This window comes from Aeromonas allosaccharophila (genome assembly GCF_016026615.1).
Taxonomy (GTDB): domain Bacteria; phylum Pseudomonadota; class Gammaproteobacteria; order Enterobacterales; family Aeromonadaceae; genus Aeromonas; species Aeromonas allosaccharophila.
Window position 1 is genome coordinate 2,541,246 of record NZ_CP065745.1, and the last position, 17,096, is coordinate 2,558,341.

Annotated in this window: 18 protein-coding genes, 1 tRNA gene, 1 pseudogene and 1 other annotated feature; of the genes and pseudogenes, 3 read left to right on the plus strand and 17 right to left on the minus strand. The window is 55.6% G+C overall.

Translation table 11 applies throughout. The features are described from left to right. Window positions 1-67: 67 nt before the first annotated feature. From I6G90_RS11425 to I6G90_RS11440, 4 genes are all read right to left on the minus strand, one after another. On the minus strand, window positions 68-640 hold the full coding sequence (locus tag I6G90_RS11425) for a DUF3157 family protein (RefSeq protein WP_197927568.1): 573 nt from the start codon (window positions 638-640) through the stop codon (window positions 68-70). Between the two features lie 103 nt (window positions 641-743). Then, entirely contained in the window at window positions 744-1,580 is an 837-nt protein-coding gene (locus I6G90_RS11430; RefSeq protein WP_042058310.1) for an adenine nucleotide alpha-hydrolase family protein, read from the minus strand. 79 nt (window positions 1,581-1,659) lie between these two features. Continuing rightward, window positions 1,660-1,938 carry a DUF6482 family protein gene (locus I6G90_RS11435; RefSeq protein ID WP_075113990.1) on the minus strand — a complete coding sequence of 93 codons (279 nt, stop codon included), beginning with the start codon at window positions 1,936-1,938 and terminating at the stop codon, window positions 1,660-1,662. Window positions 1,939-1,956: 18 nt separating this feature from the next. Further along, window positions 1,957-2,568: an HAD family hydrolase gene (locus I6G90_RS11440; RefSeq protein ID WP_197927569.1), complete on the minus strand. Its 612-nt coding sequence runs from the start codon at window positions 2,566-2,568 to the stop codon at window positions 1,957-1,959. Between the two features lie 171 nt (window positions 2,569-2,739). After that, window positions 2,740-2,861, plus strand: a sequence feature (Phe leader region). Window positions 2,862-2,899: 38 nt separating this feature from the next. Between I6G90_RS11440 and pheA the strand changes: the two genes are divergently transcribed. Then, window positions 2,900-4,072, plus strand: a complete 1,173-nt coding sequence (gene pheA / locus I6G90_RS11445; protein ID WP_005338715.1) for a prephenate dehydratase — start codon at window positions 2,900-2,902, stop codon at window positions 4,070-4,072. A gap of 76 nt (window positions 4,073-4,148) precedes the next feature. On the opposite strand, the gene I6G90_RS11450 is transcribed toward pheA, so the two are convergent. Beyond that, entirely contained in the window at window positions 4,149-4,574 is a 426-nt protein-coding gene (locus tag I6G90_RS11450) for an LPP20 family lipoprotein (protein WP_042058298.1), read from the minus strand. 10 nt (window positions 4,575-4,584) lie between these two features. After that, window positions 4,585-5,205 (minus strand): FlgO family outer membrane protein, encoded by a 621-nt coding sequence (locus I6G90_RS11455; protein ID WP_042058296.1) that lies wholly within the window; start codon window positions 5,203-5,205, stop codon window positions 4,585-4,587. A 207-nt stretch (window positions 5,206-5,412) separates the two neighbouring features. On the opposite strand from I6G90_RS11455, the gene I6G90_RS11460 reads away from it, so the two are divergent. Together I6G90_RS11460 and I6G90_RS11465 are read left to right on the plus strand one after the other, a co-directional pair. After that, window positions 5,413-6,567 carry a flagellar assembly protein FlgT gene (locus tag I6G90_RS11460; RefSeq protein WP_197927570.1) on the plus strand — a complete coding sequence of 385 codons (1,155 nt, stop codon included), beginning with the start codon at window positions 5,413-5,415 and terminating at the stop codon, window positions 6,565-6,567. A gap of 50 nt (window positions 6,568-6,617) precedes the next feature. Next, window positions 6,618-6,694, plus strand: a tRNA-Arg gene (locus I6G90_RS11465). A 193-nt stretch (window positions 6,695-6,887) separates the two neighbouring features. On the opposite strand, the pseudogene I6G90_RS11470 reads toward I6G90_RS11465, so the two are convergent. From I6G90_RS11470 to I6G90_RS11520, 11 genes and pseudogenes are all read right to left on the minus strand, one after another. Beyond that, a pseudogene (locus I6G90_RS11470) lies at window positions 6,888-7,175 on the minus strand (IS4 family transposase); the annotation flags it as partial. A 93-nt stretch (window positions 7,176-7,268) separates the two neighbouring features. Then, window positions 7,269-8,186, minus strand: a complete 918-nt coding sequence (locus I6G90_RS11475) for an IS5 family transposase (RefSeq protein ID WP_197927571.1) — start codon at window positions 8,184-8,186, stop codon at window positions 7,269-7,271. 411 nt (window positions 8,187-8,597) lie between these two features. Continuing rightward, the gene (locus tag I6G90_RS11480) at window positions 8,598-8,927 is read right to left on the minus strand and encodes a DMT family transporter (RefSeq protein WP_042658334.1); all 330 of its coding nucleotides are present in this window, start codon (window positions 8,925-8,927) and stop codon (window positions 8,598-8,600) included. A gap of 17 nt (window positions 8,928-8,944) precedes the next feature. Next, on the minus strand, window positions 8,945-9,355 hold the full coding sequence (locus I6G90_RS11485; RefSeq protein ID WP_197927572.1) for a DMT family transporter: 411 nt from the start codon (window positions 9,353-9,355) through the stop codon (window positions 8,945-8,947). A 36-nt stretch (window positions 9,356-9,391) separates the two neighbouring features. Then, complete coding sequence (locus tag I6G90_RS11490; RefSeq protein WP_197927574.1) at window positions 9,392-10,081, minus strand: hypothetical protein; 690 nt, start codon at window positions 10,079-10,081, stop codon at window positions 9,392-9,394. Window positions 10,082-10,093: 12 nt separating this feature from the next. Then, window positions 10,094-10,714 carry a phosphate propanoyltransferase gene (locus I6G90_RS11495; RefSeq protein WP_042658331.1) on the minus strand — a complete coding sequence of 207 codons (621 nt, stop codon included), beginning with the start codon at window positions 10,712-10,714 and terminating at the stop codon, window positions 10,094-10,096. Continuing rightward, on the minus strand, window positions 10,711-11,169 hold the full coding sequence (locus I6G90_RS11500; RefSeq protein WP_197927576.1) for a BMC domain-containing protein: 459 nt from the start codon (window positions 11,167-11,169) through the stop codon (window positions 10,711-10,713). The genes I6G90_RS11495 and I6G90_RS11500 overlap by 4 nt, the downstream gene beginning before the upstream one ends. 12 nt (window positions 11,170-11,181) lie before the next feature. Continuing rightward, window positions 11,182-12,129: a choline TMA-lyase-activating enzyme gene (gene cutD, locus I6G90_RS11505; RefSeq protein WP_197927578.1), complete on the minus strand. Its 948-nt coding sequence runs from the start codon at window positions 12,127-12,129 to the stop codon at window positions 11,182-11,184. A 113-nt stretch (window positions 12,130-12,242) separates the two neighbouring features. Then, entirely contained in the window at window positions 12,243-15,632 is a 3,390-nt protein-coding gene (cutC, locus tag I6G90_RS11510) for a choline trimethylamine-lyase (RefSeq protein WP_197927580.1), read from the minus strand. A gap of 21 nt (window positions 15,633-15,653) precedes the next feature. Continuing rightward, window positions 15,654-16,808 carry a 1-propanol dehydrogenase PduQ gene (locus I6G90_RS11515; protein ID WP_197927582.1) on the minus strand — a complete coding sequence of 385 codons (1,155 nt, stop codon included), beginning with the start codon at window positions 16,806-16,808 and terminating at the stop codon, window positions 15,654-15,656. 15 nt (window positions 16,809-16,823) lie between these two features. After that, window positions 16,824-17,081, minus strand: coding sequence for a EutN/CcmL family microcompartment protein (locus I6G90_RS11520; RefSeq protein ID WP_042658327.1), 258 nt, complete (start codon window positions 17,079-17,081; stop codon window positions 16,824-16,826). Window positions 17,082-17,096 lie beyond the last annotated feature (15 nt).

The following is a 17,096-nucleotide window of genomic DNA, read 5'->3' on the forward strand; positions in this document are numbered from 1 at the left end:
GCTGGGGGTGTCAGCGGCAACAAGTTGCCGGCCCACGCGGTTTGCATGGGCAGGATCCGCGAAAAAATCAGCGGAAGACCACCTCGTCAATTTCGACCCGCACCAGCGGCTGACCGGTCAATCCGGCAGGACGGGGGATCTCGAGGGCCAGCGATGGACGGGCTTGCCCCTTGCGCAGATAGGTTTCCGGCAGGCGGTTCTCGGCGACCCAGAAGCGGGCCTCCTGACGACTCAGCTGCACACCCTCAGCACTGAACAGGGTCACCATGCCACGCACCCCGACCACATTGCGGCTGCCGGTATTGCTCACCATAAAGGTCAGCGCCAGCGGGTCAGATCCCTCGATTTTGTCCAGCTTGACCACCACACCGTCGCGCGCCATCTGGGCGAGCAGTTCCGGATTGGCCTTGGCCTGATCGGTCAGCACCGGGGCAGCAACCGCCACCACGGCCCCCGCGTTCCCCTCGGCAGCCACACCCTGCACGGGTTCTGCCGGTTTGACCACCAGATACTCCCAGGTGAAGTCATCGTTGAGTTGAACCTGCCGGCCATCGGGCAGCGTCACCTGAGAGAGAGGAGCCGCCTGTGCCAGCACGGGAGTGAGACACAGGGCAACCAGCAGACGGGACAAGGGTTTCATAGGGCGAAGCTCGGTAACGGATGAAAGGGCGACAGTATAAACAGTCCCGTTACCCCTTGCCTATGACAGCACTCACGTTCTTGACCCCCGCTCCTCCCGCAAGCTAGATGGCGAGATCGTGCCGCTCTTTCTGCGCCATATCCAGGGTCACCAGATCGAACTCGGTCCCCTTGAGAGCAGACAAAATATCCGATTGCATATCAAAGGCCTGGGCACGCTGATGCTCGGGCAGACGCACCCGGGCCAGGGTGGTGGAGCAGTCGCACAGGGTATGGAAAAATACCTGCGCCTCGTCCAGCCCCATGTCGGCCAGTATCTGCTCGGCCTGATCCACCATCCGCAGATAGCGCTGCTTGAGCAGCCGTGGATTGGTGAAGCGATTGCTCAGGCAACCGTTGCTCCCCTTGCCCCAGCGACCGAGCTGACGCTTGTTGAAGCCATAGCGAAAATCGCGGCTCATCACCCCGTTGTCGGCAAAAAACCAGATGGTATTGGCAGGCAGTGAGCCGAACTGGGCCAAATAGTCATCCCGCTCCTCTACCGCAGCCGGGATCAACAAGGGCAGGTGGGCCCACTCGGGACGGCTCTGCACATGCTCACCAATGCGGCGAACCGGGTCGATCAGCCCCTCCATATTTGGCAGGCGATCACAGAAGACGATCTCATCGCTCTTGACGATCCAGTGCTCGATGCCATAACGCTGGCAATAACGCCGGGCACGAGCCACTTCGCTGCGGCTGCGGGTCGGGTTATCGAGGGTGATGGCGCGGATCTTGACGCCGCTGGCACGGCACAGATCGATGCTGTAGCAGGATTCCAACCGTCCCGAAAAAGAGACAATCAGCTCGTCAAAACTTGCCAGTCGCTCAATCAGCAGCTGTTCCCTGGCTTGAAAAGAGTGATCATATCCCTGATTCAGTACAACAACATTGGCACCCATTAAACAGCTCCGAATGATGAACAGGTGTCGTATTGTGCGGGAAACAAGCTGAATAGACCCTTACAGAGTCCGGTTAAAATTAAAACTTGATGATTATTTCCTGTGATTCTGCGGCTAAATCTTCATTTTGGGCGTCATAAATTCGCAATCTGGCCTGACAAACCTGATGGGCCCGCAAGAAACCCTGCGCCTGATCCAGCGAGGTGAAGGTCAGGCGCCCTCCCTCGCTGTCGGTCAGACAGAGGCACTCCCCTTCCGCCTCGATACAGAGCTGATATCCGCTGCCATCCTTGCAGGCGATGATCAGGGTCGCCTCGGGATAGTGACTCAACCAGTTGCGAAACCGGCCATGCTCCATAGTGCTCCCACAGGGGCATCACCCCTTGCCAGTGGTGGGCAAACAGCCCAGCTCACCCAACTGCTGGCGGCAACTTGCCGCGTCGGTAAAGACGATCCCCCTGATGCCGAGGGCCTCGGCGGCCGCAATGTTGGCGGGACTGTCATCGATGAAGAGGCACCCTGCCGGTTTCAGATCGAACGACACCAGCAGATAGCGATAGATATCCGGCTCCGGCTTCATCATCCGCACCCGCGCCGAGACCACCTTGCCACTGAAGAAGCGCCAGAAATCCTGATGCTGCTCCAGCCAGTCGATGCTGGCATGGCCCATGTTGGAGAGGGCATACAGGGTGTGCCCAGCCCCGTGCAGCTCGGCTATCAGGGTTAGCATAGCGGGATCTGGCAGCAGGGAGGCGGGCACCGCCTGCAAAATGGCCAGATTCTGTGCCGCAGAGAGGCCGGTGCGCGCTTGCGCTTCGCGGGCCATGGTGTGCAGCGACATGGTGCCTCTGTCCACCTCCAACCAGTCCGGGTGGTTAAAGAGCCGTTCCGCCAGCTGTTCGGCTCCTTGCGAGCCACGCACCGAACGCACTATGCCTACCGGATCCCAGCTCACCACCACCCGTCCCAGATCGAAAATAATCGCCATCGTTTTTACCTCCTCCACTGCGTTGTTGCCGTCAAAACAGCGTCAATAGAACATCACTCTCACACCATTTTCTTAACCGGATACCCTGCCCCCATCCCCGCCCGTGGGCAAGTTTTACTTGCATCAGACCGGCAAATCCCTTAATGGTTAGGGCGTTACCATCAGGATTTTGACCATGCAGCCAACATTCTTCTTTGCTTTCTCGTTTATCCGGCCCGCTTGAGGGAAGGCCTGTCGTCGTGTGAGCAGAAAGCAAAGACGAATCGAGCCTCCCCTAGTGGAGGCTTTTTTTTGCATTAATATCAATCGATTACTTGGATAGGGAACAATCATGGCAACGCTCGACGAGATCAGACAAGACATCACCCGGTTGGATCAGGAGCTGCTTGCCCTGCTGGCGAAACGCAAGACCCTCAGCATCGAGGTGGCCCGTGCCAAACAGGCCAACCCGCGCCCCATCCGTGACCACCAGCGGGAGCAGGAGCTGCTGGTCGCCCTGATCCAGAAAGGCCGCGTGCTGGGGCTGGATGCCCAGTACATCACCCGCATCTACCACACCATCATCGAGGACTCGGTACTCTCCCAGCAGGCCTATCTACAGAGCCTGCTCAACCCGGAGCAGCAGGAGCCGATGACCAGCGTCGCCTATCTGGGACCGCGCGGTTCCTACTCCAGCCTTGCCGCCCGCAAATATCTGGCGCGCTACAAGGATCAGGTGATCGAGGTGAACTGCCAGAACTTCCGCGAAGTGCTGGATGCGGTGGAGTCAGGCCGCGCCGCCTTTGGCGTGCTGCCCATCGAAAACACCAGCTCGGGCTCCATCAACGAAGTCTATGACGTGATGCAGCACACCAGCCTCTCCATCGTCGGCGAACTCACCTACCCCATCGAGCACTGTATCCTCACCGCCGTGCCGACCGAGCTTGGCCGCATCAAGACCTTCTATGCCCACCCGCAGGTGTTCCAGCAGTGCTCCCACTACCTGAGCAAGCTGGAAGGGGCCCGGCACGAGATCTGCGACTCCTCCTCCAGCGCCATGATGAAGGTGAAGGAGCTGGCGAGCCCAGAGGCAGCCGCCATCGGCAGCGCAGCCGGCGGCGAGCTCTATGGCCTGGACGTGCTGGCCGAGCAGCTTGCCAACCAGAAAGAGAACTACAGCCGCTTTATCGTGGTGGCGCGCAAGCCCATCGACGTGGCGCCGCAGATCCCGGCCAAGACCACTCTCATCATGTCTACCTCCCAGAAGCCGGGTTCGCTGGTCGAGGCGCTGCTGGTACTGCGCAGCCACGAGATCAACATGACCAAGCTGGAGTCCCGTCCGGTGCAGGGCAACCCGTGGGAAGAGATGTTCTATCTCGATGTCTCCGCCAACCTGCAGACCCCGGCGATGCAGGCCGCATTGGTGGAGCTGACCAAGATCACCCGCTATATCAAGGTGCTTGGCTGCTACCCGAGTGAGGATGTGAAACCCACCGCAGTGCCGCCGGTACTGATGGGGAGCTAACCAGCCCAGAACGACAAAAGGCGAGCACCCTGCTCGCCTTTTGTTTTGATGCCTGTTTTCAGGTCAGGCAATCAACTCAGAACTGACCCGCCATCAACTGATTGATGTTGTAGAGGGCACGGGTATCGAGCTCCATCTCGGTGGCATAGGTGTTGCCGCGCGGATAGGAGGCAACCACCCGGGCACCGCGCACCACGCCCGCCACCGACACATCCAGCGAGTTGGAGGTCTGGGTCAGATCGCGGTAGCTGCTCTGGCCGCGCACCTGCTGACCATTGAGCTGCTCGGCCAGCTCGCGATAGGCATCCATCTTGGAAGCGCGAATGGCTTGCAGCATCTTCTCCGACTGGGAGGGGCCGGGCTGGATGTCGATCACCGCATACCCCACCGCCTTGAGCACCGGAAAATCATCGGGCTTGCCACCCTGGGTGTAATCCACCACCCGGTTGTAGCTACAGCCGCTGAGCAAGAGTGCCAACAGGCAACCAAACAGGATTTTCATGATTCGCTCCTCACGGGGTCAGGTTGACCAGATGGCCACCCGGTCTGGCCTGACTGTCACGCATCAGATAACCGCGATTGATCGATGCCCGGCCAAACGAGTTGTTGGCACCGAACAGATATTGTTGCGGGATCAGGCTCTGAGCCGTGGTCTCCACCATCTTGGTGCGCATGTCGATAACGCGGGCGTTAACCAGGATCCCCTTGCTGTTGCGACTGAAGGTACCGACCAGAATGCGGGAGATAGGCAGACGGGAAGAGAGATCCTTGTAGTTGCGGCTCAGCACGAAATCCCCCTGCGGCGTCACCTTGATGCTGCCGGTCAGCTTGAAGTCCACCACCACCTCGCCGCGGCGGTTGAGCTCGTAGATAAAGCTCTCTTCAATCTGTTGCCCCATCCAGTTGGTATCCTGCAGGGTATCGAGATCGACAAAGGAAGCCACTGCTATGGGTTCGGTCAGGGTAGTCAGCGATTTGCGCTCCATCAGCTGATCGGTCATGCGCGCCACCAGCCAGTTGAGCTCCATCCCCTGCGCCGCCTGGCGGGGGTCACCCTGATCCCGATTGATAGGGTCGGAGCCACACCCGGCCAATGCCAGGGCGAGCGCCAACGCCGTGATGAGTTTGTTCATGGATACCTTTCCTGTATCTGCACCTGACTTATTATCGGACGCGCCGGACAAAGCTTGAGCCGGGAATGAGGCATGATTCTTGCTTTTTAATGGTCATTGTCAGCGCCTGCGTGCGCTGCCACCCGGCAAGTGTTGTGATCCATGTCGGCCAGCGGGCGCCATTTCCTCCAAAATGGCGCGGCTGCCCGCCAACTCAAGGTATCTGTTATGAAATTACCGCTGCTGTTGACCCTGCTGCTGGCCAGCCTGAGCGCCCGCGCCGAGCTTATCGAAGCACAGGGCAGCGCCGCCATTCTGGGGGGCGATGAAGTCTATGCCCGCGAGCAGGCAACCCGCGATGCCCTGCGTCAGGCTCTGCTGGCCAGCGGCGCGGCTGTTTCCAGCGTCCAGCGTCTGGAAAATGGCAGCCTGCGTTCCGAGCAGATCCAGATCCGCTCCGGCGGCGACATTCGCCAGTACCGGCTCAAGCGGGAAGAGGTGCGCAACGGCCGCATGTATATCACGCTAGTGGCCGATATTCAGGCCGAGCGCCAGATCTGCCAGACCCAGCACTTCGCCAAGGATTTGACACTGGTGAGGCTACGGATGCGCTATCCGGATCAGGCCAGCTACGGCGCCATGGACGATATGCCGGAAAACCTCTCGCGCCGACTGTTCGAAACCCTCGCCAATGCGCCGCAAGGGGTCGCGGTGCGCCAGTGGCTGGATGAAAACCTGCGCATCGATCCGCTCCATCTGCAACAGGGGGATCGCAGTGCCCTCGAGGAGATCAAGGCGCTCAGCCTGCGTACCGACAGCCAGTATCTGGTGCTCGGCAGCATCGATGATCTCTCCATCGAGCCGCAGGGCAATAAGCTGACCAGCTGGTATGAGGATCCGGTGCGCAACTTTCGCATGCAGCTCTACCTGTTCGACGGCATCAACGGCAGCTTGGTCAACCGCAAGGTTTACGAAGGGCGTGCCACCTGGACCTTTGGCAAGCGGGAACAGGTGGGCAGCAGCAGCGGCCAGTTCTGGCAATCGAGCTACGGCCAGGAGGTCAACTACCAGTTGCAACAAGCCGCTCAGGATCTGGTGGCCCAGCTCACTTGCGCCCCGGTCACCGCCCGGGTAGTCGGCCAGAACGAACGCGGCCCCTACATCAATCTGGGGCGGCGCAACGGCGTCAAGCTTGGCGATCAGTTCCGCATCCAGCACAACGCCGACTTCATCGACCCCTACGGCAAGTCGCGCATGATGCGCAATCCGGCCGACGGCCTGTTCGAGGTGGTGCAGGTATTTGACGATGGCGCCATCATCAGCAGCCAGAACAAATATTCGCCGTTTAACATCCAGAATGGCGATTTGGCAGTATTGGAATAAGAATCAAGGGTTTAAAAGGGAGTTGCTTCTTGTATAATGCCCGCCACACAGCTCCCGTAGCTCAGTAGGATAGAGCGGTCCCCTCCTAAGGGACAGGCCACTGGTTCGACTCCAGTCGGGAGCGCCATATAAAACAAGGGGTTAGCATCGTCATGATGCTAACCCCTTGGTCGTTTTGGATTGGAATACAGGCAGATACATCCCATGTAATCACCTTTCCCATAAATGCTGACCTGTAAAGAGGAGAGGGTGATCTGTTCACAGCTCCTCAGGTTAGTTAGCTTCAAGCTGTAGTGGTCAACTAAATCCGGACACTTAGTTAAGCAGAACCGTTTTTCCTCGGCAAACCAGCTCCGGATGAACCGATATTCCACCTTGCCGGACTTCACCACCATATCCAGCGCCTCGGCACGACAGCTTCGCCGTCTGGCCTCTTTCAGTGACAGTCTCACGAGTTTTGGCACTTCCCTTCCATCACCGTTCCAGGGTTGGATTATCTTGGTTTTCAAGCTTTGAGCTCCTCGCACCAGATAAAATCCGCCGGCGTTGTTCACTTTTTCAAACCGAGCCCTGTCAATGTAACCCGCGTCAGCCAGTAGCAGGCAGTGGGCCCGTCCTTTGGATGTGGCTTGTTTTGTTTGGCGAGGCGTTGTTGCCCAAATCAGCCATCAGGTCACAACTTCCCCAGCCCCAAGTGACCGTTACACTCGGGGCTTTCTGACAGGCAGACCAAGGGTGTTCAGTTTGTTGATTGCACCAACATACGCCATCACTTCCCCTACCTGACCGTTGTATGTTCGCAGACTGATTTTGCCCGTCATCAACTGCTTGAACCGATACATCGCCGTTTCGGCCAGCGAGCGCCGGTGATATCCCGACATCTTCTTCCAGTGCGCCAGCCCTTCCTTGCGCATCACCAGCACCGCCTCATTTCTCGGATGTCCCTTTTCCCATAACCCCGCGTTCTTGCGAGGCGGGATACAGGCTGTCGCCCCTTTGCGCGAGATTAGCTGATGGCTGGCTTTGCTGTCATAGGCACCATCCGCATAAACACGTCCCAGCTTGCGCCGCAAAGGGTTGAGCAAGGTCGGCAACACCTCGGCATCATGGACATTTTCCAGCGAGACTTCCGCCGCCACGATATCGTGAGTGGCTGGGTCTACCGCCAGATGCAACTTGCGCCAGATTCGCCGTTTCTCGGCGCCGTGTTTTCTGGCCTTCCACTCGCCTTCACCAAACACCTTCAGCCCGGTTGAGTCGATAACCAAGTCGGTAATACGTCCCTTTGGGGGCTCTCGATAAGCCACCGTCACCGAGCGGGCTCTCTTGCTGACACAGCTATAGTCCGGTGCGCACAACGGCACATTCATCAACTCGAACAGGGAGTCGAGTAGTCCCTGAGTGGCCCGCAGAGTGAGATTGAAAATCCCCTTGAGCATCAGGAAGGTACAGATGGTCTGGTCAGTGTAAAGCTGGCTGCGCCCCCGCCGCCCATGATGGTCGTGGTGAAACCAGTTGCTCATAGCCTCGGCATCAACCCAGAAGGTGAGAGATCCACGGCTAATCAGAGACTTGTTGTATTGAGGCCTGTTGGTGATGGGGTGAAGTGACTTGCCCATGATGCAGACTTGAAGAGGATGGTGGTGATCAGATCACCAAGTTCTCAGTTAGTTCCATTCAAGCTGCATCGATTTGGGCAACAACGCCGTTTGGCGAATAATGAGATCGCACAAACTGGACTAAGCTACTTTCCTCCGGTGATCTACTATTCGGAACAGCTATTTAGATACGTTATTACCTGATGGATGACTATCTTTAGCAAGATCGATATCAACACAATGACAATGTTCCACCGGAAAGACCACTAACTAAACATCCAGCTTTCGCTGCCTGCAGAAAGTCGGATAAGGGTTGGAACAGAGAACTTTTCATATGCATTTTCTTCTCCTAACTATCAAGACTGCAGAGAACGCATCCTGTATAAATAAAACAAAGCGCCTTCGAATACATAGGGAAGGCGCTCACCATATTTACATTGATGAAAATACGTTCATTATTATTCCGCCAGTGATAATCAGAACCATGGCGAGGATTGCAGGAAAATCTGGCTTTTGCTTATACAAAATCATCGAGCAAATGGTAACTCCAACAATGCCAAACCCGCACCACAACGAGTAAGCGACACCAACCGGAATCGTACTCATTGCGCGCGTTAGTGCGAAGTAACACAGACTGTAGGCACAGACTACCAGGACCGATGGAGCTAGTTTGCTAAATCCATTGGTTTTTTTGATCATTGATGTACCAGTGATTTCAGACCCAATAGAAAGCGCCAACCATAAAAATCCAAGATTAAACATAAATCACTCCCATTATATTAATTTGCGGCTGTTTCATTTAATGATTCAGACGATTCACCTGAAGCACTTTCGTCTTCTTCGCTACCCATTTTTGAAAAAAGGTTCATTATAACAATGCCACTTGCAATAATTGCCATACCGATAATGGCCGCTGTATCTGGATGCTGTCCGTAAAATGCCATACCCAAGGTAGAGACAACCAAAATACCGGTGCCGGACCAAGTAGCATAAGCAAGCCCAACCGGGATATCCTTCACCGCTCGAGATAACGAGTAGTAACAGGTGCAATACAACAACACGAGCAGACCGAGCAACAACATTTTGGTCGTACCTTCACTGCTACCAAACATTTTCAAGGTCGAGGTTGCTGATGTTTCTGAAATAATAACCAACAGCATCCATAACCAGCATTTTGTTTTTGAAGACATAAGTTAAAACTCCAAGTTTTTTATTTAAGGTAAGATTCAGTTCTTTTGTTTTCTTTTACTTTTCAAAAACTCGAACGCGGCATCGGTCAGCTGCGCTTCGGGAACATCGGCAAGTTGCGGATTCATCTCTACATCGCTGACAGTGAGATAACGCCGGACGGTGCTCGTGGTGCTGACCGGCACTGGAGCTGAATCATCACCCGATGCCAGCTTCTCCAGCAGCTCATTTATGTTGCACAAAGTGACACCAATCTCACTCAGGCGGGTCAGTGCAGCATGCATATGGCCTGCGTAAGCTGAATTTGGTTGTGCCCCCAGCAGCTGGTTCAGTTCGCTAGCCGGATCGCAGTGATAGCGCAGCGCTAACACCGGTAACCCAGTCAACAAGGCATCATGCAAACGCTGGGCAACAGGACTGCGGAACGTACCGTTTAGAAGGTCCATCGCCAGCGGATAGTCGAGAAATGGCAACACCAGTGCACGATACGGTGTTTGCGGAAGGGCCTGTTGCCAAACGCTGGTCGCCACAGCTTCACCCAGTGGTTTCCACTGCATTGCATCCTCGATGCCTTCCTCCAGCGCAATATGCAGGCGATGCCCGCATCCAGCCAGGCGGCTTCGAATTGCCTCCCGATAACCCTTAGTGGCTGTAACCATCACCAGCAGCGGCGGCTGCAGGCGCTGGATCATATGTTCGACCAAGCGTTCAATCTGTTCGTCGGTCATGGTAGTTCTCCGTTAACCGATCAGCGTGACCTGCGCGCCGTTTTTCAATCCAGCGGCGTTAGCTTCTTCGGTATCGATATGAAATTCCAAGGCGAAATCGTCACGTACCCGCACCAGCACCTCATTGAAAGTCAGCTGGCGCTCGCCGTTGTTGCGCACGCTCACTTTCTGGCCGTTGGTCACATTCAGCTGACGGGCATCTTGCGGCGACATGTGGATATGTCGCCAGGCGCAAATCACCTGGGAGCGCAATTCAACGTGGCCTGCGGGACCGATGAGCAGCGCACTGCCCGCATTTTCCAATTGACCAGATTCACGGACCGGAGCCTTGATGCCAAGGGTGAAGCAATCGGCATGAGAGATTTCCAATTGCGAAGCCGGACGAGTTGGGCCGAGTACGCGAACGCGGGTCAGGGAGCCTTTGGGACCGACCACAGTGACACACTCCTCTGCAGCAAACTGACCCGGCTGGCGTAGCTGTTTTAGCGGCGTCAGTGCGTAACCCCGACCGAATAACGCTTCGACATCCTGCTGGGCCAGATGCACGTGCCGGTTCGAGATCCCGACCGGTATCGCTGGCGTGACCTGACTCAGCCGGGTGGCAATTTTTTGATGTAGCTGGAGGTCGATCATGCCTTCTTCCCTCTCCTTATCGCGGCACTCTTATCTTCAGCCTGAGCCGGCGAAGACTCTGCTTGCACGATTGGTTGAGCATCACCACTGGTTACGACACTGTTTTCCGAGGATTTGTCCGAAAGCGCTTCTGCTTCAACCGTCACGTCTGCGCCAGCGCTTGCTTTTGTGCACACCGGGTGGCCTTTGAGGTTGCTGAGCGATGCCACAACGCTTTTCTCCGGACGCGCAATCACCAGTGAACGGACCTGCTTGTCGATGGCCGCAGCGACACTGAGTCCGCGTTCGATAGCAGTGTGAATGGCGCTGATTTCGCCTTCAAAGCAGACACTCACCAACCCAGCCCCCACCTTGCGATAACCAATGAAGTCGACACTTGCAGATTTGCAGGCCGCATCCACGGCCTGAATGGCGGCGGCGAATCCTCGCATTTCAATTACGCCTAAACTTTTCATTTTCGGCTCCTGTTAATGACGGACCAAGCGAATATCAAAATCAAATTTCTTAAAGAACGTCTCCAATCGGTCTAATTCATCCGGTGTGTAAGACGGATCCTGAGTAATCGGGTAAGGCATATCCAGACGCTCATATTTTTTACGCCCAAGCTGGTGGTATGGCAGCATGTCAATGCGAAGGATATTTCCCCGTTTCGCTAGCTTTTGTACGTATTCTATTGCGCCAGTGATGGCATCCCACGAGTCATTATATCCACGAATCAGCGGCATCCGGATAATAATCTTGGCACCGTAATCAACCAACCATTCCAGATTGCGACGAATACCTTCATTACCGATACCCAGCATCGATTTATGGTGTTCGCTGTTGATCTGCTTGATGTCGAATAAAAAAGCATCAGTAACAGAGGCCAGCTTTTGATAATTTTCTAGGGTAGTGGTGCCTTGAGTTTCAATGGCCGTATTAATCATCATCTTTTTGCATTCGCCAAATAAGGCGACGGCAAAATCCGTTTGCAGACTCATTTCACCGCCACCGATGGTGACACCACCGCCAGAGGAAATGTAAAAGTCATAGTCTTGCATGATGATCTCCATCAGCTCGCTAACAGTGACATCTTTACCCATTATATCCAGTGCGTTCTGCGTACAGACCTCTTCGCATTTTCGACAACCGATACAATCTTTATTTCGGTCGACAAAATGTTTAATGACCCCATTCTCTTCGGCCCGGTAATGAACCCCGGCCGGGCAAACGTTAACGCAATCACCGCAGTTAATACACTTGTCGTGCGAGAACATCACCTGAAATTGACTGTTAAGTCCTTCAGGATTAGCGCACCAAGGACAGCGAAGATTACACCCCTTGAAGAAAATCAGCGTGCGAATGCCATCTCCATCATATATGGAGTACTTCTGGATATTGAATATACGCCCGGTCAATTCAGTATTTGCAATCACGCTTGCCTCCATCTCCGGATATGGCAGGCCGCAGTCTCATTTTCTGAGACCTGCCATCACGGAGCACTTCAGATTTATTCTTCAATACAGAGAAATTGTTCTCAACGCCTCGACTAGAACTTCTCTATCACGGTGCGGCTGATGATCTCGTCCTGCACCTCTTTACACAGCTCGACAAAATAGGCGCTGTAACCTGCGACACGCACGATCAGGTCGCGGTATTTCTCCGGGTCCTGCTGCGCTTTTTTCAGCACTTCATTGTCGACATAGCTGAACTGCATCTGGCCGTTACCAAGAATCGAGGCAGTACGCAACAAAGTGATCAGACCGTGACGTCCCTCCTGGGTATCCAGCAACCCCTTGAGGAACTTGAAGTTGTGCACCATGCCGATGTTCATGGTCTCCACATTCATCTTGCTCACAGACTTGATGACAGCCGTAGGACCTTGCTTATCCGCCCCCTGGGTCGGGCTGATACCGTCAGAGAGCGGCATCCATGCCAAGCGACCGTTAGGCGTGGCGTTGGTCAATTGACCAATAGGCGTGTTATTGGAGATAGACAAGGTGCCGTGGCTCATAACCGAGTAGAGCATCTTGTACTTGCCGCACTCTTTCTCCGTCCACTCGGTGATATCCAGCGCATACTGGTCAACATAGTCGTCATCATTACCGTATTTCGGTGCATTCAAGCAGTCACGGCGCAGCGCTTCATGCCCTTCGAAGTTGGCCAGCAGTCCATCGCGGACCTGCTCAAGCGTGTACTTTTTGTCTTCAAACACCAGCCTGCGGATCGCGGCCATAGAGTCGACATAGGTTGCAAGGCCAGAGAAGATTAGTCCAGGCCCATAGTTGAGCATCGCGCCACCAGCGGAGACATCTTTTCCGCTCTCCATGCAACCTTCCACCATCAGAGACATAAGCGGTTTCGGGGCAACATCGCGATGTACCCGCTGGCTGATCACAGTCCCGATTGCCGAGAGGCGCACGATGTGGGCAATCTGCTTTTTCACCGCCGCATCGAACTCCTCAAAGGTACGCAAATCACGCAAGTCACCGGTATCCAGCCCCTGGTAGCTGTCAAACAGCACCATGCGGCCACGGTTGAGCACGAATTCGATGGCGATAGGCCATTGGGTGTATCCGGTGGAGGTCCACTGATAGATACGGCCCGACTTTTGCGGCTCGACGCAACCCATCAGGCAGTAATCGCGAGCATCTTCAAAATCAAAGCCCTTGCGCAGCATCATCTTGATGTGGGAGTCATCGAAGTGGCAGGCAGGGAAACCCATCCCCGCTTTCACAACGTCGACGATTTTTTCCATGTATTTCTGCGGCGACTGGTTATGAATACGGCACCCCAGTGACGGCTGATAAACCTTCACAAAGCGTACGGCATCCATGATGAGGTAGGTCAGGTCGTTACAAGCATCGCCACCACTGCGCTTTTGGCCACCCACGGTCAGGTTGATGAACGGCTGATAACCGGCGAAGTATTTCGCCCCCAGCTCGCTCGACATCCACATCAGTTCGGCACATTTGATGATGAACGCCTGCATCATTTCCAACGCACTATCGTGAGTCAGGCGTCCCTCACGAATATCGGCTTCGAACATCGGGTAGCAGTACTGGTCAAGGCGACCGAGTGACAGTCCGGTCTGGTTCTCTTCAATCTCGAACAGCGACTCTACAGTCCAGATACTCTGCAATGCTTCTTGCAGGGTTTTTGGCGGATTGGCCGGTACATTCTCGTTCACGTCAGCAATGGTGAGCAGCTCGGCGCGACGCAGGGCATTTTGCTCTTTCGCAGCCAGATCTCGAGCATGGGCTGCGATGCGCCGAGCGTAGTTGACCACCCCGTCGCAAGTTTCGATCGCAGCTTTGTAGTAGTAAATACGGTCGATATCTTCCGGGTTCTCCATGCTCAGCTGGTCGAGATGAGCCTGAGCATCAGCTTTGATACCGTTCATCCCTTTGGTGAACAGCAGCACGTCGTAGCCAGGGCAGGTATCACCGCCACCATTAATCTGGTGATAGGAGAGATCGCTAACGAAGGTCTCACCGCTGAATTCCCAGATACCGGCTTCACGATATTGTGCTTCGCAAACCTCATCCAGCGAGCGTCCTTCCCAGAACGGAACTATCTCTTCACGGATGGTCTTTTTATCCGCTTCACTGATTTCAAAAGGGTCTTGCGGACGAGTGCTCATGGTATCGAGTTCATCGTGAACCCAGCGCCAGGCGATATCCGGTGAGAATGCGCCCGCTCGTGGCTTGCCACATGGATGGCCAACGATCAGCTCATCGTCCTGGATCAGGATCGGGGCGGTTTCGCAGGCGTGACGGAAGGCTTTGGCACGCAACAAAATGGTCGGCATACCAGGGTTGGCTTTGACGACTTCGGTAAAGGCGAGCGCGCGATAGATAGAGACGCTGGGGCGCACGGTCAGATAGCGATTACGCAGGCGTTGCAGACGCGGCGTTAAGCCCTCCATCACAGCAGGATCTTTTGCACAGGCGGCGAACGGTAGCGTCGAGACCTGCTGCACTCCGCTAAATAGACGCACTGGCAAATTGAGCGCGCTGAGGTTTTGCTGCGCACTCATGAACATGTCGGATAGTTCGTTAATTCGCGCGTTCTCGAGGCTGGCGCCATGGAGCAAAGCATCAAACATCGGGTAACCGTCGATGGCGCAGGTGGCGCGTACTTCGCTCAGCTCTGCCAGCTTGAACCACAGGCTCTCGACAATTTCGTACGCCTGTTGTTCGGTCAGCGCACCGTTGGCGATATCGCGCTGGAAGTAGGGCAGCAGCGCCTTGTCGGCACCTTCCGGGTTGACCGCGTAGCTGCCGTTATCGAGTTGAAGCGCCAGCTGGAACAGATAGAACGCTTGGCATGCCTCTTTAAAGTTACGTGCAGGGTGGGCCGGGACGTGATGTAAAATGGCGGTACTTTCACGCAGTTCAGCCTGACGGAACGGGTTGGTTTCGGCGGCGGCCAGGGTTTCGGCGCTGTTGGCCAGGTTTTGTGCTAATGCCATCAGGGCATCGCAGGCGTAGATGGCGGCTCGGCAGCCGTTCACCTCGTCCATGCCGCTGCGGCTGACGGCGCTGCCCAGGGCGCGGGTTTTCTCTTCCAGCTGCTGCTTGATGGCCAGCACGCCCTTCTCCACCACCAGTTTGTAGTCGGGGGAGTCGATATCGCTATTCAGATTCAGGAACTGGAATGTAGACGGGCGATGCATGGTATTTTCATCGTGGAAGATCGCACCGTGCTGTTTACGGGTTTGGTTACCAACAATCAGCTCGTCAGTGCTGATGGCAAGTGGTAACTGGCGCATCAGTTCATAGAAACGGCGCGCCGGTTTTACGGCAGCGGGCATACCCGCGATATCGCTGTCCAGCCTGCTCAGAATCGTTGCGTGTTCTGAACACAGGGTGCTGGTATGCGCCAATAAACGTTCAGCCAGCACTTTGACGCGCGGCGTTAAGCTGTAGTGTGCCATGAGGTTCTCCAGTTCTTGTTCTTAGCAATCCAGAGCAGCGCTGCCGCTCCATGCGTGGCGATAGAGTTCGGTTAATGCCTGTGCATCCGGTGTGCGTGGGTTGGTCACGCTACAGTTGTCGCGCAGCGCCTGGTTGACCATCTCTGCCAGACGCAGGTCAAAGTCGACCGCGACGACATCGGTGTCACCAATCCCGGTCGGCATGTTCATTTCATCTTTCAGTGCTTGAATGGCTACCAGCAGGCTGGTAACGCCTTCGCGCGGAGTGTGGGCGGGCAAGTCCAGCAAGTGAGCCAGACGGGCATATTTATGAGCAGCCTGGGTATCGCACTGCCCCTGATAATCAGCGTTCCATGCCACTACCTGCGCCATGAGGAGTGCGTTGGCGCGGCCGTGTGGTACGCGGAACACACCGCCGAGGGCGTGGGCCAGACTGTGGGTAATACCGAGTGATGCGTTGGTAAATGCCATGCCCGCCATGCATGAGGCGTTGTGCATCTTTTCCCGTGCTAGCAAATCGTGACCGTTTCGCCAGCAGGTGGGCAGGTAGCGAAACACCTGCTGCACGACCTTCTCGGCCAACGCATCGGAAAAGTCGCTGGCCGCACGAGAAACATAAGCCTCAAGCGCATGGCACAACACGTCCATCCCGGTGTCTGCTGTGATGGCAGGCGGCACCGATGCCACCAGCGAAGGATCGAGAATGGCGATATCCGGCAGCAGCGATGGGTCTACCAACACCAGCTTCTCGGCGTGGGCTTTAACCACGGAGAAACTGGTGACTTCGGACCCAGTTCCGCTGGTCGTCGGGATGGCTACGAAACAGGGACGCTCGCGACTCAGGTCCGGACGAGTTTGCGCCAGGGCGAAAATAACCGCTTTGGCCGCATCAATCACCGAACCGCCGCCCAGCGCGATCACCAAATCCGGATAGCTGCTGTCCATGAGCTTCATACCGCGTACCACGGTAGCGATATCCGGATCGGCGACTACATCATCCCAAGTCTGGAAGGCAAGGCCGCGTTGGCGCAGGATCTGCGTCACCCGGTCAGCAAGGCCAAACTTCACCATCATCTTGTCAGTGACCAGCAGTACGTTGCTGGCGGGCAACTCGGTCAGCACAGCGAGCGCATCCTGACCAAAACGGATCCGGGGTTTCAGCAAAAATTCACTCATTGGGTTATCCACTCCTTAAGCATCCCGAAACACGTTCTCGACGATGGCAACCACTGACATTGCTTTGTAGCGGTCTCTGTTAAGCGCGAGATACTCCTCGGCCAGTACGATGTCGTGCATGCCTGCACCGACGCTATCAATCGCAACCCAGGAATGGTCCTTCATCGGCTTTTGCTCGTCGTCCAGCTGGGTTATCAACAGCAGGTTGCTACCGCGCAGCTCATCGCATTTCTGCGTGGCAACGACATGTCCTGTTACCTTTGCGAGAATCATCGTTTTTATCGCCTT